Origin of the sequence: uncultured Spongiibacter sp., assembly GCF_964011655.1 — a bacterium.
Classification (GTDB): Bacteria; Pseudomonadota; Gammaproteobacteria; order Pseudomonadales; family Spongiibacteraceae; genus Spongiibacter; species Spongiibacter marinus.
In genome coordinates this window covers 125,451-142,891 of record NZ_CAXGPO010000002.1, presented here as the reverse complement: position 1 = coordinate 142,891, position 17,441 = coordinate 125,451, and the positions used below count along the sequence as shown (strand labels likewise).

15 protein-coding genes are annotated in these 17,441 nt (G+C 48.4%); 1 reads left to right on the top strand and 14 read right to left on the bottom strand.

Features of this window, described 5'->3' with window-relative positions; genetic code table 11:
- Positions 1-7: 7 nt before the first annotated feature.
- The 14 genes from ABNS66_RS01980 to ABNS66_RS01915 form a co-directional block, all read right to left on the bottom strand.
- Complete coding sequence (locus ABNS66_RS01980; protein ID WP_286695492.1) at positions 8-2,290, bottom strand: heavy metal translocating P-type ATPase; 2,283 nt, start codon at positions 2,288-2,290, stop codon at positions 8-10.
- Entirely contained in the window at positions 2,271-2,741 is a 471-nt protein-coding gene (locus tag ABNS66_RS01975) for a MerR family transcriptional regulator (RefSeq protein WP_286695491.1), read from the bottom strand. Before ABNS66_RS01975 ends, ABNS66_RS01980 begins: the two co-directional genes overlap by 20 nt.
- A gap of 190 nt (positions 2,742-2,931) precedes the next feature.
- Positions 2,932-3,345, bottom strand: a complete 414-nt coding sequence (locus ABNS66_RS01970) for a hypothetical protein (protein WP_286836501.1) — start codon at positions 3,343-3,345, stop codon at positions 2,932-2,934.
- A 395-nt stretch (positions 3,346-3,740) separates the two neighbouring features.
- Entirely contained in the window at positions 3,741-4,295 is a 555-nt protein-coding gene (locus ABNS66_RS01965) for a cytochrome c (RefSeq protein WP_286695489.1), read from the bottom strand.
- An 81-nt stretch (positions 4,296-4,376) separates the two neighbouring features.
- A complete protein-coding gene (locus ABNS66_RS01960; protein WP_286695488.1) occupies positions 4,377-4,676 on the bottom strand; it encodes a hypothetical protein in 300 nt (99 codons plus the stop codon).
- A gap of 54 nt (positions 4,677-4,730) precedes the next feature.
- Entirely contained in the window at positions 4,731-5,453 is a 723-nt protein-coding gene (locus ABNS66_RS01955; RefSeq protein ID WP_286695487.1) for a copper resistance protein B, read from the bottom strand.
- A gap of 10 nt (positions 5,454-5,463) precedes the next feature.
- Entirely contained in the window at positions 5,464-7,290 is a 1,827-nt protein-coding gene (locus tag ABNS66_RS01950; RefSeq protein ID WP_286695486.1) for a copper resistance system multicopper oxidase, read from the bottom strand.
- Between the two features lie 21 nt (positions 7,291-7,311).
- Positions 7,312-7,902: a DUF411 domain-containing protein gene (locus tag ABNS66_RS01945; RefSeq protein WP_286695485.1), complete on the bottom strand. Its 591-nt coding sequence runs from the start codon at positions 7,900-7,902 to the stop codon at positions 7,312-7,314.
- A 589-nt stretch (positions 7,903-8,491) separates the two neighbouring features.
- Complete coding sequence (locus ABNS66_RS01940; protein WP_286695484.1) at positions 8,492-9,430, bottom strand: cation diffusion facilitator family transporter; 939 nt, start codon at positions 9,428-9,430, stop codon at positions 8,492-8,494.
- A 203-nt stretch (positions 9,431-9,633) separates the two neighbouring features.
- Positions 9,634-12,777: a CusA/CzcA family heavy metal efflux RND transporter gene (locus ABNS66_RS01935; RefSeq protein ID WP_286695483.1), complete on the bottom strand. Its 3,144-nt coding sequence runs from the start codon at positions 12,775-12,777 to the stop codon at positions 9,634-9,636.
- 12 nt (positions 12,778-12,789) lie between these two features.
- Positions 12,790-13,767 (bottom strand): efflux RND transporter periplasmic adaptor subunit, encoded by a 978-nt coding sequence (locus ABNS66_RS01930; protein ID WP_286695482.1) that lies wholly within the window; start codon positions 13,765-13,767, stop codon positions 12,790-12,792.
- A gap of 19 nt (positions 13,768-13,786) precedes the next feature.
- A complete protein-coding gene (locus ABNS66_RS01925) occupies positions 13,787-15,091 on the bottom strand; it encodes a TolC family protein (protein ID WP_286695481.1) in 1,305 nt (434 codons plus the stop codon).
- Between the two features lie 655 nt (positions 15,092-15,746).
- On the bottom strand, positions 15,747-16,061 hold the full coding sequence (locus ABNS66_RS01920; protein WP_286695480.1) for a hypothetical protein: 315 nt from the start codon (positions 16,059-16,061) through the stop codon (positions 15,747-15,749).
- A 1-nt stretch (position 16,062) separates the two neighbouring features.
- Positions 16,063-17,052, bottom strand: a complete 990-nt coding sequence (locus ABNS66_RS01915; RefSeq protein WP_286695479.1) for a sodium-dependent bicarbonate transport family permease — start codon at positions 17,050-17,052, stop codon at positions 16,063-16,065.
- Between the two features lie 50 nt (positions 17,053-17,102).
- Between ABNS66_RS01915 and ABNS66_RS01910 the strand changes: the two genes are divergently transcribed.
- A complete protein-coding gene (locus ABNS66_RS01910; RefSeq protein WP_286695478.1) occupies positions 17,103-17,327 on the top strand; it encodes a hypothetical protein in 225 nt (74 codons plus the stop codon).
- Positions 17,328-17,441: the final 114 nt, after the last annotated feature.

The following is a 17,441-nucleotide window of genomic DNA, read 5'->3' as shown; positions in this document are numbered from 1 at the left end:
TCTCTCCTTAATGGCTCTGCGCATTAAAAAAGCGCAAACGATTCGCATTGCTCACCACTGTCAGTGATGAAAACGCCATTGCCGCACCTGCAATAACTGGGCTCAGCAGTAATCCCAGGAACGGATACAGCACACCAGCCGCGACCGGCACCCCAGCTACGTTATAGATAAAGGCCCCAAAAAGGTTTTGTTTGATATTACTTAACGTCGCCTTGCTGACAGCAATGGCATCAGCCAAGCCATGCAGGGAACCCCGCATCAAGGTAATATCCGCGCTTTCAATGGCGACATCTGTACCCGTGCCAATGGCAAACCCGACGTTAGCCAAGGCCAGTGCTGGGGCATCGTTAATACCGTCGCCAGTCATGCCCACAATCTCACCCTGAGCCTGCAGTTCAGCGACCTTGTCGGATTTTTGATCGGGTAGCACTTCGGCAAAATACTCGGTAATACCGACTTTTTCCGCGACTGCTTTTGCTGTGTCTCGGTTGTCACCTGTCAGCATGACGATGCGCACACCGTTACTTTGCAGACGCTTTATCGCCTCAATGGAGTCATCTTTAATGGGATCGGCAACCGCAATAATTGCAGCGAGTTTTCCGTCAACGGCAAAGTACATGGGCGTTTGCGCCTGAGCCGCCATAGCTTGTGCCTTTTCGATGTATGCATCGATATCGACACGGCTGTCACGCATCAATCGTTCATTGCCAAACAACAGAGTGCGACCACGAACCACGCCTTCCACCCCGTAACCAGCAACGGCGCGGAAATCACCTACAGCATCCAGAGTCAGACCTCGCTCTTTGGCTGACTCGATAATGGACAAGGCCAGCGGATGTTCAGAACTTGCTTCTAGGCTAGCGGCCAGTTGCAACACCTCATCTTCATCGCGTGCATGCGCCAGCTCGATGTGCGTTACCTTCGGCTCACCTAAGGTAATCGTGCCGGTTTTATCCAAAATCATGGCCGTGACTTTCGATGCTGTTTGCAGCGCCTCGCCATTACGGATCAGAACACCAGCCTCAGCGGCCTTACCTACTCCAACCATCACTGACATCGGAGTGGCCAGACCGAGCGCACAGGGACAAGCAACAATAAGTACAGTTGTGGCCGAAACAATCGCAAAGGCTACTCGGGGATCAGGGCCAATATTCAGCCAGACCAATGCGCTGATCACTGCAATAATCATTACTACGGGGACAAAGTAGGCAGAGATAACATCGGCTAAACGGCCAATAGGTGGCTTTGAATTTTGTGCCCGTTTCACCATGTCTATGATCTGCGCCAGCGCAGTATCTTTGCCCACCCGCGTGGCTTTAAAGAGTATAGAACCACTCTTATTGATCGTACCGGCAACCACTTCATCTCCTGCCGCCTTTTCTACGGGCATGGGTTCACCGGTCAGCATGGATTCATCCACTGCGGTCAGGCCTTCCATAACAATGCCATCAACCGATATTTTCTCGCCCGGACGAACCCTCACCCGATCACCGAGTTGTACCTGCTCTATGGCGATATCCACCTCTTTGCCATTTCGCACTACTCTGGCCGTTTTTGGCTGCAAGCCAATCAGGCGCTTAATCGCTTCTGATGTCCTGCCACGCGCTTTGATTTCCAGTGCCAAGCCAAGGTTAATCAAGCCAATAATCATGGCTGTGGCTTCAAAATAGACATGCCTTGCCATTTCAGGCACCAAAGAGGGGAAGAACACGACAAACATGGAGTAAATCCAAGCAGTACCCGTACCCAAAGCGATCAAGGTATCCATATTGGCACTGTGATTGGCAAGCGACTTCCAGGCACCGATATAGAAATGCTTACCGGCGAAAAACATCACACCAAACGTTAACAAGCCAATAGCCAGCCACACTGCTCGCTCCATCGTTGTGGTAACGGTCATCTCGCCTACAAAAAGGCCATAGATCATCAGTGGCACGCCAAGCGATAGCGCAATCCACATCTCCCGCATCAAGCGTCTGTAATAGGCCTCGTCCGCTTGTTCCTTTTCATCGAGCACACTCTGGTCCGAGCTGTCTGTAATACCTTCCGCGTCATAACCTACAGCCGCAATTGCATTGGTCAGCGCTTCGACAGGGGCATCTCCAGTAACTGACACCGTACTTTGCGCCAGATTCATCACCGCCTCTTTTACTCCATCAACCCCTTGAAGCGCGCTTTCAATCTTGCTTACGCAACTTGCACATGAGGCACCGTGTATGCGGAGATATCTGATATCCCGCGAGACGGTCGCCTGGTTTTTATCTAACACTTCACTCTTGCTCGATTGCATCTTTCTCGTCCGCTGAAGAGATAGCATGATCGCCAGCACTGTTGACGCTATCCCAGGTTTCAATAAGGTGACAAATACTCTCTCCTGAAGGAGTGCGATCAGGTAAATCACGCCAGCCACTGGAAGCCGACTCCATGCGGACCATCAGATTTTGTGCATCCCGCATATCCTCTCGAATCCCCTCCAATCGCTGATCGATCAGTTTTCGGACTAACGGGCAAGGGGTGTCACCGGACGTTGCCATATCCAAAATTTCTCGGATATCTTTCAAGTTAAAACCCAGCCTTTTGGCCGACAAAAGAAAGCGTAAGCGTCGCTCTTGCTGTACTCCGTAGCGTCGATAGCCGTTGTTCGCATCCCTTTCCGGGGAGAGCAAACCCAGCTTTGTGTAGTGCCGAATAGTGTCAGCACTTACATTAAATCGTCTGGCGATTTCAGTTACCGTTTTCATAACACCCCCAATCCTGACGTGTATTCGCAACCAAATATTGGTTCCGCAAATACTTTCCAGTCACTGGCGGAGCACTAAAGCGGGCGCACTCAGCCAAGGAATTGATCCTACAGCCTAGGTGTAAGACCTAGGTCAATAGATCAACGTTTAGGAAATCCGATATAGCAGGCGCAGTAACGCCTATCGGACATTAGGCGTGTTTGGGAGGGTGAAAAATACGAGAAGGGAGCGCGTAGGCACGCGCCCCAGAGGACTCAGCCACAAGCGAACTGTTGAACAGGTGAATAGTAACTGATGATTTTTGGAATGCTGTTGCCCCACTCATCACGCAGGAAGAGGCACATATTGCATTCATGCAGTCCATATCGCAATTTTCGCAGGACTCAGAGGAAGCAGAGTTGGTAGTCTTTTCATGGCAAGGAGCTTTCGATTGCTCTTTTGTATCTTTATCATCATGATGCCCGATGGAATGAGCCATGACACCAGAATCCACCATTCCAGCCGAACGGGAACTATCATCCATCATTGGTGCAGGCATAGCAGCCATCAGAGGCTGAACGATCAACCCCCAAATCACTAATCCTATACCAATCAAACGAATCATAGACACACTGTTACCCCCGCACTCTTAGCGTATTACTGTTGCTAGCATCGGTAATTGACCTAAATCAAATATTACACACATATATGGCCTACATAAGACAATAGCCCAAAAAATCTCGGACTCCCAAATGTCGGAACCACCCCTGTTACTAACACAGACTTAACTGCTATCTCCAGCCAGTGCGTTTATGAGCGATAACTCCATTTTTTATATAAACACCTGCCTTTTATACTTCACTTCTTTTACTGTAAGCACTTGAAAACTCTTCCTAGCACTTATTTATAAAAATTTTTCTTATCTAAATTCTTCACATAGTCGTTACCGTTTTCAAAATGACCCACAGCAAATACACACAGCATGACAATAGTAGTTACCCAACATTACTTTTACTTTCGTCAATGATGAGGCGAAGTATTAGATTCATCTCGTGCTGTGAGAATTTGATATTGCTCCGCATTTAATTCCGGTAGTCTGCGCAGGAATGAAACCATCGCCCAAATTCGCTCATCGTCATGTGTTGCACCCCATGCGGGCATCCCTGAAGCTTTAATACCGTGTTTTATAATCCAGAACTGGCGTCGAGCGGTTTTCTCAGAATCGGCATGATCGTGCCCATGCGCTATTGAAGCCTTGCTTAGATTCGGTGGCTGCGGATACAAACCAATACTCATATCGCTTTGCTCCTTTCCAGGCTTCAGGTGGCATGAAGCACACATATCATTGTAGTCAGCACCACCAGAGAGTAGGAGTTCGGGATCATCCAGTGGAGGAACACTAATATTTCCTGAGGCCTTCTTGATTGATTGCTCACGCAGAGTTTCCAACAGCCAGTAAGTAAGCTTGTTGTGGGGAACATCAGCTCCCATAGGGTAGGCCCCTGAGTACAGATAGACTGCACCTCCCAGCAGAACAACGGCCCCTATAAGCGCAAGGGATTTAAGTGTATTCATTTTATGCTCCTAGAGGCATCAATGGTCATTCAAAAAAACCAGGAGCGGCAAGCAGCTGTGCCTACCGCCCTACCAGTTAAGTTAATGGTTATGCCTATCCTTATGTTGATTCACCTGGTTAGACTCGACTTTATCGCCGACCTTATGCCCGGAATGCCCTGCATAATTTTCATCGCCATCCATTGCACTCTTACATTTTTTCATCATCGCCAGCATAACTGGGTCATTCTCATCCATCTTTGAGTGATCGATATTTTTTATTGCCTCGCATTTCGGTTTTTCCATCTTTTCTTTATGCAGAGACGGATCGTGAGCATGGACAAATCCGACGGCAAAAAAGCTGGCTAATAAAACATAAATTGCAATCTTTGTTTTCTTCATAATTAAATTCTCATATCAATATAAAAGTTCTGCTTTAGTATCTGTTAATGTCTGCTAAAACCACGTGCGGATACCAATCACCCATTGGATGTCGTTAGTACCCTCTCCGTCTTCACGGGCAAAATTAGCCGTATTACCAAAACTTTTACTCCAGCTAACACCAATATATGGGGCGAACTCTCGTCTGATTTCGTAGCGCAATCTTAATCCAGTCTCGATATCAGATAGACCTGAGCCTATACCTAGCTCCTCATCGTTTTTGCCATATAAATTCACTTCAATCTCCGGCGTCAAAATCAGCCTCTGGGTAAACAGCAGTTCATATGCAGCCTCCACTCGCAACGCTGTTCGGCCGCTTTCGCCGATAAACAATGCTGTATCTACTTCAAAAAAATAGGGGGCAAGGCCTTGAAGACCGATTACCGCCCAGTTCAGACCTGGTGTGGGCTGAAAGTCCCTGCGTATACCGACCTGAAAATCCCAAAAAGGCGAAACTCCCTTGCTATATAGCGCCTGCAGCTCAGCTTCTTCCGTTTTTCCATCCTCTCGCTCAATTTCAGTTTTGAGCCAAAATTTATTCAAATCTTGGCCAATCCAGCCCTGACCTTCCAGCACCAGCGGATTTTCGCTTTCTCCGCCCTGCATCTCCAATTTATCAAACTGCAACATGGTGAGAACTGGGTCATCTTTAGCCCCAGCCAAGCTGACGTTGATCATAGAGGCTGTCACCGCCAATGCCATAACGAGCTGAAAAACAATTGTCTTTATACTTTTCATCATCGCCCCCTTAACCCACACGCACTTCCCGGAACATACCGGGCATGTGATAAAGAAGATGACAGTGATAAGCCCAGCGGCCTCTCGCATCCGCTGTGACCAAATAACTGATCTTAGAACCCGGCTGTACGATAACGGTGTGCTTTCGAGGAATATATTTGGAATTACCTGTCTCCAGCTCACTCCACATTCCATGAAGGTGCACAGGGTGTGTCATCATGGTGTCATTCACCAAGGTAAACCGGACACGTTCGCCGTATTTCAATTGGATTGGGTCGGCATCAGAAAATTTGACTCCATTGATTGACCACATATAGCGACTCATATTACCAGTCAAATGCAACTCGATTTCCCTGCTAGGTTCACGGGGATCGCGGGTGGGGTAATAATTGTAAATGTCCGCATAAGTCAGTACGCGCCGCCCGTACAATCTCTGGTGATCACGCAACCCAATACCAGGATCGCTTAGACCGCCCATGGGGCTATCAGCTCGCATATCGACCTGGGGGCCGTACTCAGTACTTACATGGTTGATAGCCCTGTTGCTACCGATACCAGCTTTACCAAGCCTCGAGCCCTGACCGTGATGTACATGCTCCATTGTCTGCATGCCGTGCTGGCTGTGATCCATAGCCGACATACCAACCATTGCCTGCGACCCTTGCATGCTGTGGCCCATTTCCATGCCCATATCTCGGTGACCTAGCACGGGCGCAGGATCCATAGCAGGAACCTCCCCCTGCCACTCAGGATTGGGAGAGAGCGTGCCGCGCGCATAGCCACTACGGTCAATAGCTTGCGCAAATACCGTATAGGCTGATTCCACGCTGGGCTCAACAACCACATCGTAGGTTTCTGCAACACCAATGCGAAATTCGTCAACTGTGACTGGGGCGATATTTTGTCCGTCGGCGGCTACAACCGTCATTTTCAAACCAGGAATGCGAACATCGAAAATAGTCATGGCAGCACTATTAATAAAACGCAACCGGACTTTCTCCCCTTTTTGAAACTGCCCAAACCAGTTGCCATCAGGAGTCTGGCCATTCATCAAAAACGTATAGGTATAGCCCGTCACATCACTGATGTCAGCCTCACTCATCCGCGCCTGGTTCCACATAGCGCGCTCATTCCAGGTCCGGACTACCCCTTTTTCACGTATGTCACGCAACAGGTCACTGACTGTGCGTTCACTAAAGTTGTAGTAATCGCTGAGCTTTTTTAGTTTGGTATAAATGGCTTCAGGCTCTTCATCCGACCAATCCGATAGCATCACCACATAATCTCGATCATAGGCCACTGGGTCAGGCTCCCTCGGATCAATAACAATGGCACCATACATACCTGTTTGTTCTTGAAACCCTGAGTGACTGTGATACCAATAAGTCCCACTCTGCTTGACATCGAAGCTATATTCGAAGGTCTCTCCAGGTCTAATTCCGTCAAAACTTAAACCAGGGACTCCGTCCATCTCCGTAGGCAGGATAATTCCATGCCAGTGAATCGAACTATCGTGAGCAAGATTATTAGTGACACGCAAAGTGACACGATCTCCTTCCCGCCAACGCAAAATAGGCGCTGGTACCGAGCCATTAACTGCGGTAGCAATCCGCTCTATTCCGGTAAAGTTTACTGATTGGTAACCTATATTTAGGTCAAATTTTGTACCTGTTAAGGTTTGAGGAAAACGGATTCCGGTATGTTGCCTTGCAAAAGAAATTTGCGGCCCTAAACCCAGACCCAGCAGCGCCCCACCTGCGGCCATGCCAGTGACGAAGCGTCGGCGTGAGCTGTCGATCTCTATTGGGGAGCTCATGATTAATTGTTTATCTTTCATAGCTTACTCTCACTGTTCTTTTTACAGCCGCTGGGCCGCGATATGCTGATAGACTTCATAGCTTCCATCTTTCTTCAGCAAAAAAACGTCATAAGGATCGAAGCGATCACCTACTTCCATGCCGGGACTTCCCACCGGCATACCAGGTACGGCCAAGCCAATAGCATCTTTAGGGGGAGCAGCAAGAAAGCGCTGGATGACGGGGCTTGGGATATGCCCTTCAAACACATAGCCATCATTTGTGACAGCGGTATGGCAGGACTGATAACGTGGCGCTATACCTTTATCAGATTTTATCTTGTTCAAATTTGCTGGGTGATTCACTTCCGATTCAAAGCCGAATTCTTCGATATGTGACACCCACTTTTCGCAGCATCCACAAGTTCGACTTTTATAGACAGCCAACGAGCTCGCTTCATCAGAAACTGAACTCGACACAGCGGATAAACTTGCCTTATCAGAATAGGCAACAACACTCGGCAGTAGCAACGTAGCCGCGACTACCCTGCCAATACTTCTAACGACATATCTCATGCTAAATCCCACATAGCGCATGGTCTTTTCAGACTTTCTATTTGGGAGTTCTGAGGTTTTTTTATCGATAACCGACAAAGACTCCCGCTAACAGCAGTTGAGTAAAAACGCCCAATTTCAGGCGCACTTACCCTGTATTAGCGGGCAATAGGTGGGCGAAGGAGAGAAACAGCTAACTGAGAAGTCACAGACTCGTCATAATGAGCAGTTAGTGCCTTCAAGCTAGAATAAAAAGTGGTCTGGTGTACGGACAATACCACTGAGGAACACCCACCCAAGCTGCAATCACAATCCGGGCAGCAGTCAGCGGCAGCCATGCCATCCGACGAGACCACATCTGATCCCATATGCTGAGAATGGTCCTTCACGCCGGAATCCATCATCTGTCCATGGACCGGCATTGAGGCAGAAGAACTTTGGCAAGATACAGTCGTAGACGCGATCACCTGGCCGATAAACATCATCAGCAGTAACGCTACGATTACATGTCTGTATTTTGCTGTTCGCATAATTTAGCTTGCTAAAAACAATCCGGTTAATTTAAGTAACGGACACTCGGAAAACGCCAACCACAGTTTACGCAATCCCTTCAAGCCCCGCAAGCGTACACTGTAATCGTTTACGAGACGTCCATCCTCAAAAACATTAGTCAAGCTTTACAAAAATATCACCTTCTAGTCATGCCCTCACTTATGCCTAGCGTTGAATATTCGCACGGGCTATCGCGATCATAACATTCAAATTCCAGCGTCGAATGGTTAATTCCAAATTGTCCTCGGAGAACATTCTTTATCTCATTTTTTATTACTTCAACACCCACCCACGCCTCCCTCGCCAACACAATATGTGCATCAAATGCGGAAGCATTCTCACTTAATTGCCAAAGATGTACATTATGCAACTCGACAACTCCCTCTATATTGCTAATAACATCAACAAGCTCTTCATAACTAATTCCAGGCGGACTAGCTAGCATTAAAGTGCGCACTGGCGTGCCGATTTCGGAAAAAGCAACGTACAGGATATATGTCGCAATACAAATTGTGACAACTGGATCGACCCATTTAACATCATACAAAATAACTATTATACCAACAGCAACTACAGCAATTGAGGCAAGCGCATCCGATAAATTATGCAAAAACATGGCCCTGATATTCACACTGCCCTTTTGCATAGAGTAGGTAAGAGCCGCTGTTGCCAAATCGACGATCAACGCAACTGCCCCGACTATTACGACCGTCCAGCCAGCGACTTCCTGCGGCTCGAAAATTCGCATACCTCCTTCATAGATCAGATACAGCCCAATCACTATTAGCGTTGTGTAATTAATAAGTGCCGCAACAACTTCGATACGACCATAGCCAAATGGCATTCTCAGATTAGCCGGACGTCTAGCAATTTTTCGCGCAGCTAACGCTATAACCAAAGCAGCCATATCCGAAAAATTGTGTAATGCATCGGCAACTAACGCGAGGCTGCCTGCATAAATTCCTCCAGCAACTTGGGCAAAAGTTAATAACCCGTTAGCCCATATAGCAGCGACCACCCGCAAGTCACCATTATCTGCGTCACTCTCAACTTTAATATGCTCGCTATTTGCCACTAATACATTTCCCCTAACGTGCCTTACTTAGTCGCCTGTATTTGAGAATTCGTGGAACAGCCACCCACAAATCCTCCATCAGTAAAGACGCAATAAAAATCGATTGTTAAATATCAAATTAGAGATACTTCAACTCTCCTGAAAAGGGAGAATACGAGAATGAGTTCGCCCGTAATAAATTACGGGCGAAAGCTACCAGTCAACTACTCAGATTTATCCGCCATTTTTGTGTCGGACAAATCTTTGTCACCTCGATGCCAGAGAGAATATAAAACCGGCAATACAAACAGCGTCAACAATGTTGACGAAATGATACCGCCGATTACGACCGTAGCCAGAGGCCTCTGCACTTCTGCACCCGTACCGGTATTTAATGCCATTGGAACAAAGCCAAGACTGGCAACCAACGCTGTCATAAGAACTGGGCGCAGACGTATTATCGCCCCCTCTATCACCGCCTCAATTAAGTTACCATTCAGCCGCCACAAGTCACGGATAAAAGCAACCATCACCAGCCCATTGAGAACAGCCACACCCGATAGGGCGATAAAACCCACTCCGGCAGAAATAGACAGAGGCATATCTCTTAACCACAACATTAATATCCCACCTGTTAGTGCCAAAGGTACTCCGCTAAAAATTATTAATGCGTCTTTGAGTGAACCGAATGCCATCACTAACAGTGCAATAATAATAAGCAACGTCACAGGTACCACCAGTGCCAATCGCTGACTGGCTGACTGTAGCTGCTCAAATGTACCTCCGTAATCCAACCAATACCCCGCAGGGAGATCTACTTCTTCGCTAACTCGATTTCGTATTTCTTTGACAAAGCTGCCAAGGTCTCGATCACGCACATTTGCAGTGACCACCACTCGACGCTTTCCATTTTCCCGACTGATTTGATTTGGAGCCGGCGCCATCTCCAGGTTAGCCACTTCAGAAAGAGGCACGTACTGTCCATCCGGCAGCGGCACAGGCAAGTCACCAAGCCCTCTTATGTCACGCCGCATTTTTTCAGGCAAACGTATCACTAGCTGGAAGCGTCTATCACCTTCATAGATAAGGCCAACATTCTCACCTCCGATACTGGCAGCGACAAAGTCTTGTAGATCATCGACCGATAGTCCATAACGAGACAAGGCCATACGCCGTGGATGCACCGACAACATGGGCAAGCCTGTCACTTGTTCTACCCTCACATCAGCTGCCCCATCAACCCCCTGAACAACCTCCATGATGGCGTTTGCGGAAGAAAGTAACTTATCTAGATCATCACCAAACACCTTGATGCCTAAATCTGCACGAACGCCTGAAATCAGCTCGTTGAATCGCATCTCAATGGGCTGTGTGAATTCATATTTATTGCCAGGGAGCAGTTCGACTGACTCTTGCACTTCTAATATTAGTGTTTCTCGTGATTTTTTCGGGTCAGGCCATTGCTCCTTTGGCTTAACAATTACATATATATCCGATATGTTCGGCGGCATAGCATCAGTAGCAACTTCAGCTGTGCCCGTTCGAGCAAATACTTTGTCTACTTCTGGAAAAGATTTAATACGCCGCTCGAGATTTTCTTGCATCGATAACGCTTGCTCTAGCCCTGTGCCTGGCGCCCTTAACGCCTGTATGGCGAAATCGCCCTCGGCAAGCTGCGGTACAAATTCCGTACCCAGCGTTGTTGCTAGCCACAAGCAAATCATCAGCAATGCAGAAGCTGCTCCAATTACCAACCAACGGGCTTGTAACGCCCATTCCAACACCGGTCGATATAAAGACTTTGCTGAGCGAATAAGATAACTCTCTTTTTCGGTGACCTCTCCATTCATGAAAACGGCTACGGCCGCAGGCACAATCGTCAGAGAAAAAATCATCGCAGCCATCAATGCCATCACTACTGTCGCAGCCATTGGGTGAAACATTTTCCCTTCTACACCAGTAAGACTAAAGATCGGTATGTATACCACTGTAATAATAACCACACCGAAAAGAGCTGGCCGAATAACCTCTGTAGTCGCTTGATAGACAAGCTGAAGTCGCTCATTGACTGGCAATTTTCCACCGCTTTCTCGCTGTGATTCTGCTAGTCGCCGGATACAGTTTTCGACAATTATGACGGCGCCGTCGACGATTAAACCGAAATCTAATGCACCAAGACTCATCAAGTTCGCAGATACGCCTGTACGCACCATACCGCTGATGGTAGCCAACATGGACAGTGGAATGATGGCGGCCGTTATAAGCGCAGCTCTCAGATTACCCAAGAGAAGAAGAAGCACTACAATGACTAATAGGGCGCCTTCTAATAGGTTTTTTTCGACCGTCTTAATAGCCCGATCTACTAGCGCAGTTCGGTCATATACCATTTCGAGATTGATACCGTCTGGCAAGGAAGGACGTATCGTATTCAAGCGTTCGCCTACAGCTTTTGCGACACTTCGGGAGTTTTCACCCATTAACATCATAGCCGTGCCTAGCACTGTCTCTTGCCCATCACGAGTTGCGGCTCCTGTACGCAACTCTTTGCCTATGGCGACTTCTGCCACGTCTGCGACACGCACAGGCACACCACCCCTATTAGCGATGACGACCTGCTCGATGTCAGTTATCGTTTGCAATAAACCAGGGGATCGAACAAGGAGCTGCTTACCGTTGTTTTCGATGTAGCCAGCCCCCCGACTATCATTGTTAGCGCGTAAAGCATCACTGAGTTCTGAAAGACTAATACTATGTTCGAGTAATTGCGCTGGGTCCGGCGTAACATGGTACTGCTTATCATATCCACCGATGGTATTTACCTCTATTACTCCAGGAACTTGCGCAAGCTGCGGCTTAATAATCCAATCCTGCACTTCACGTAAGGCTGTCGCATCCCACGGCTTTCCGTTTTCCTGAATAGCTCCCGCTTGGGCAGAAACGGTGTACATGTATATTTCGCCAAGTCCCGTGGATACGGGCCCCATTTTCGGCTCAAGCCCATCCGGCAACACTCCCTTGATAGCCCCAAGCCTTGCATTGATCAAATTGCGCGCAAAATATATGTCAGTACCTTCTTCAAATACCACCGTAATTTGTGAAAGGCCATATCGCGACAATGACCGTGTATAGGACAGCTTAGGCAGACCATACAAAGCCGTTTCAACAGGAAAGGTCACTCGCTGCTCAACCTCCAAAGGAGAGTAACCTTCTGCCTCCGTATTAATTTGCACTTGGACATTAGTGATGTCTGGTACAGCATCTATCGGCAATCGCTGGAAACTCCACACCCCCATGCCAATGACAACCATAATCATCGATAAAATTAAAAAACGTCGCTCTACAGAAAGGCGGACGATTGCATCAATCATGATAGCCTCCTCTTAGTGAGCGTGTGATGCGCCAGACTTTTCAAGATCAGCTTTAATCAAGTAGCTGCTCTCAACCACATAGCGCTCCCCTTTCTTTAGGCCAGCTAATACTTCCGTAACCCTGTCATCGCTACGACCTAACTCCAGCCGACGGGCTTCGTACTCCTCGCCCTCTCTCACAAAGACAACTGGTTGCTCTTCAAATACCTGCAAGCCACGATTATCAATCGCTATTGATACTTCATCAGCGTCTACAACAACCTTTGCGGCCACCAACTGTCCCGGCACAAGCATGCCACGCCGATTATCAACAACAACACGAGCGATAGTATATGGAGCGCCTTCCAGACTTGGCAGCAGGCTCATAATTTTTCCTTGATAGTCTTTGTCGTCAATATTCACCTGCACCATTTGTCCGATATCAACAAACTTGCGTTGGCTAGGAAAAATCTTCAATTCCGCCCACAATTTTTCCAGGCCAGCAATCGTAAAAATCGTACTTGAACTAGCAATCTCTCCAACATTTATGTTGCGTTGAACAATCGTTCCAGAGATCGGTGCTCGCAGAATGTATGGCTGCAAGCTATCGTTCGACTCAATGGTCGCTAAGACTGCACCAGATTCGACTCTGTCACCAAGGCGAACCGAAATATCCGTTACTCGACCACTAAAACGTGCCTTTATACGGGAAACCAACTTTGGATCAGTTTGTAAGCGACCATAACTAGTCAAGGTCCGAACCAATGCTCCAGGACCTGCTTTTCGTGTTTTGATGCCAGTTAACTTAGCTATGTCGTCAGGTATTTCCACTCTTCCCTCTGGCTCACTTTCATGGTCATCATGTCCAGCCTCACTCATACTGTTAACACTTTCCTCACTCTCTGCTTCATGGATATGCTTCTCCTCGCCCGCCATTTCTCCGGCCTGAAGAGATAAACTGGTAAAACAGAAAATACCGACCACAATTAAAGTTTGTTTTAATTTATTCATGACAATTATTCCTAATCTTTCAGTAGTCATCATCGACAGAGGCGAGTGACTGTCCTGTTAGCTGTTCAATCAACGCTTGGTTCATGAACGCTGTTGCGGCTGCATCCACTAGCTGACGCTGAGCGGTAAGTAATTGTTCTTGTGCGAGCCGCCACTCCATATACCCATAACGACCTTTCTCATAGGCCTTGCGAGTCAGGACTTGCGCTTTGCGAAGGTTGGGCAGTACTTTTGACTGAAGAGCATCGACGGTAATTATGCTTTGACGATGAGAACGAAAAGCTCGATAAAGTCGCGCACGGAGTGACAACATTGCGTCTTCACGGCGATATCCAACCTCATCTCTAGCGGCCATTGCGGCTTGTACATCTCCGCGATTCCGGCGGCCAGAAAATAAAGGTATAGACGCTCCCAGTACTAACGCAGAATCACCACTTTCTTCCAAGTATCGAGCGCCAACTTGCCAACGAATATCGCTTCGCGACAGGCTTCTTGCCATATTGAGCTCCGCTTCTCGCAAACGCTCTTCGCTGGCAAATACACGTATTTCTGGACTGCTACTAGCTCGCTGAAACAGTCCGTCGAAATTATCGGTGACATCAAATGCGTACAGGTCGCCCTCTAAACGATTGAAATCAGGCTGCGCCCTGCCCAGCAAGGTGGCTAATTCCATCAAACTGCTATCAAAAGCCGCCTGCAATTTCCCTGAATCCAAAAGCGCCTGATCCAATTGAGACTGTGCGCGAAGTGCCTCCGCTTCCGGAGCAGCGCCTATTTCGACCCTTTTTTTAACAAGTGTCAGACTCGACTCGGCAAGCCTCAAAGCTTCTCTTCCTATCTCCCTCTTCTCCTGTAACGACAAAGCTAGAATAAAAGCTCTAGTTACATCTCCAAGCAAGGTCAAAGCTTGTGCCTTACGCTCCAATTCAACGAGCGCATAGCGCCCAGAAAGTGTTTTCACGCGCGCTTGTCGTTTCCCTCCCAATTCGATAAGAGAGGAAAGAGTCAAGGTATATTCAGAATTTTTGGTATCACTGTACTGCCCAACTCCTAGAATATTGTCTGCAGTCAAACCAAGCTCAATAGCTGGGTTTTGGTCAGCCGTTAGACGTTTCCCCTGAAGCCCCTCCAGACGAGGGGTGAAAACTTGTAAGATGGGATTTTGACGTAGGGCCTCGGCGATAGCTTCAGGCAATGTCAAGCCCCGTGCGCCCGATGCTGGCTCCGCAAAGACGGCTATCGGGCTAGCCAAAATAAAACCGAAGAAAAAAACGCTTATTTTGCGCCCACACAAAAAGCGCCACATAAATAAGTGGTGATACATCGCATAGTTCCTGTTAAATCAGAAAGAATTAATGCCCCGAAGGGCCATATTTCTTAATCAGGCTATGGGAGGGCGAATATCGCTATATATCCGGCTTGAAGGGCTACTCACAATGAAATGTGTAGAAACTTTCTCTGGTGCGACGGGAAGGCGCACAAGAACATCCATAACTACCAGCAGGTGCGAACCATGACAATGATTGCCATCGCAGTTATCCGGCACTCCTATGGGATTGCTATCTAACTGCTCATCTGTAGAGAAGTCGGCATCAACCGAATCGCCGATGGAGGTGGGGGCGTGAACGCTATTGTGATGAATGTCCCCTAAATGGGACGGCAATACATCGGATGCAATAGATAGCGTTTGAACTATCATCAACATCGCAAACAATATTATTGTCCCAACTCTAGACATTACCTAGAAAACCTTGCGCCACGAGCGACGTAACCTAACATCCCAATTAAATGGCTGTCAATACTGACTTCGAAACCATACTCACTTTCTGGAGTAGCGCCTTCCTAACTCTGTATTCACCACCCTAAAAATCATCTTGCGCAGTATTTCTACTTTCGCTTATACAATGCGAATTCACGCCCTAGTAATAGAAAGCACTACACTTTTTTATTCAGGTAATGTGTATGACAGTGATCGAGACCTAAAACCGCTCAGGTCGTATGACTTCGACGTCGGAGATCACGACGATCTCCGCATAGTCGTCAAAGAACTCCGCGCAGCCCTCGACAATCCTCTCGGCGACCTCATCGTCGGCGATCACGTTGAGCTGGATGTTTTTCAGCACTAAACTCAGGTCGTCGGGCTCGCCCTGTCGACCGTTGAAGTCGGCCCCTGAAACATAGTGATGAACGGTGTAACCCGTCGCCCCGGCTTCTTTTATCAACTCCAGTAGCCGATCTAACAACAGCGCTTCGGCGACAATTTCGATGCGCTTTTTCCGGTGTCTCTGCAGCATGTTAATTCACTCCTTGCAGTAACATCGCCAGTTGAAAATACAGTGGAATACCCGCGATAACATTGAAGGGAAAAGTGACCGCCAGGGAGGTGATGATATACAACGACGCCTTGGCTTGAGGCAGTGCCAGGCGCATCGCGGCGGGCACAACGATGTATGATGCGCTGGCGCACAGCACTGCCAGCAATGTGGTCTCACCCAGCCCTAAGCCCAGCAAGGCACTAACGGCCAAGCCGAGCGCAGCGCCAACTAGCGGCATGTAGAGACCAAAGGCGACCAGCGCAACACCCACTCGGCGAAATTCCCCAAGGCGGCGACCCACTAATAAGCCCATGTCGAGCAAGAATAAGCAGAGCAAACCGTAGAAAGGCGCTTTAACGAAGGCGTCTACCTGCGCTAACCCGGGCTTACCGACCAGGTAACCAATCGCCAAACTCCCTAGCAACAGCACGACACTGCCGTTGAGCAAGCTGTCTTTTAAGCGCAGTTTTGGACGGTTATTCTGCTTGCCCTGTTGACGCAAATACGGCGCCGCCAGAATCAGACCCGACAGAATGGCAGGGGTTTCCATTAGCGCCAGCATCGCCACCATATACCCTTCGTAGTCAATGCCTTGCTGGGTTAGGAAGCCCACCGCCGCCATAAAGGTCACAACGCTAATCGAGCCGTAATGTGCGGCAATCGCCGCCGCATCAATCGGCTGCACGCGGGTGGCAAATTTCAGCAAGGCGAACGCAATAAAGGGGATGAGAAAACTCAGTGCAATGCCGGCAAGTAGCAGCGCGATAAGCGCGGGCGTGATCGCGTTTTCGCTTAACTCGACGCCGCCTTTGAAGCCGATAGCCAGCAGTAAATATATGGACAGTGCTTTGCCCATACCCTCGGGAAGCTCGAGGTCGGCCTTGGCACTTGCGGCGAGCACCCCCAGCACAAAGAACAAGATCGCAGGGCTGGTTAAGTTGGCAATCGCCGTGGCAAGTAGCGACTCCATCACCCCTCCCTAGCTGGCGGCAGGGCCAGTGGCACGAGTTGAGGTTCATTGTGCAAACGCTGCCAAGCGCCATCTACAGCGAGCAAAATGTCATCGCACACTGCCTGAAAAACCCACTGCCGCCGACGCCTGAGCTGCACGACCAGCAAGCAGCACAGGCCACCTTTGCTGGCGACCCGGCTGAGCAAAACATGTATCGCCATCACTTTGCGAGAGGATCGCCGGCGCAGAGCACTGAATTTAGACTCAATCCTAGCGATGAGATTCGGGCTTAATACCACTTCCTTTGTTTGAATTTCTAAGCGCATAACATTCCCTCCTAGCAGGTGGAGGTGCTAGCTTAGCGAGGGACCAAATAACGAAAAAGTCGATTTTTAATGACCAATAAT

Coding starts and splice junctions, on each gene's coding strand:
- ABNS66_RS01980 (WP_286695492.1), bottom strand. CDS start 2,290: ATGCAATCGAGCAAGAGTGAAGTGTTAGATAAAAACCAGGCGACCGTC.
- ABNS66_RS01975 (WP_286695491.1), bottom strand. CDS start 2,741: ATGAAAACGGTAACTGAAATCGCCAGACGATTTAATGTAAGTGCTGAC.
- ABNS66_RS01970 (WP_286836501.1), bottom strand. CDS start 3,345: ATGATTCGTTTGATTGGTATAGGATTAGTGATTTGGGGGTTGATCGTT.
- ABNS66_RS01965 (WP_286695489.1), bottom strand. CDS start 4,295: ATGAATACACTTAAATCCCTTGCGCTTATAGGGGCCGTTGTTCTGCTG.
- ABNS66_RS01960 (WP_286695488.1), bottom strand. CDS start 4,676: ATGAAGAAAACAAAGATTGCAATTTATGTTTTATTAGCCAGCTTTTTT.
- ABNS66_RS01955 (WP_286695487.1), bottom strand. CDS start 5,453: ATGAAAAGTATAAAGACAATTGTTTTTCAGCTCGTTATGGCATTGGCG.
- ABNS66_RS01950 (WP_286695486.1), bottom strand. CDS start 7,290: ATGAAAGATAAACAATTAATCATGAGCTCCCCAATAGAGATCGACAGC.
- ABNS66_RS01935 (WP_286695483.1), bottom strand. CDS start 12,777: ATGATTGATGCAATCGTCCGCCTTTCTGTAGAGCGACGTTTTTTAATT.
- ABNS66_RS01930 (WP_286695482.1), bottom strand. CDS start 13,767: ATGAATAAATTAAAACAAACTTTAATTGTGGTCGGTATTTTCTGTTTT.
- ABNS66_RS01925 (WP_286695481.1), bottom strand. CDS start 15,091: ATGTATCACCACTTATTTATGTGGCGCTTTTTGTGTGGGCGCAAAATA.
- ABNS66_RS01920 (WP_286695480.1), bottom strand. CDS start 16,061: ATGCTGCAGAGACACCGGAAAAAGCGCATCGAAATTGTCGCCGAAGCG.
- ABNS66_RS01915 (WP_286695479.1), bottom strand. CDS start 17,052: ATGGAGTCGCTACTTGCCACGGCGATTGCCAACTTAACCAGCCCTGCG.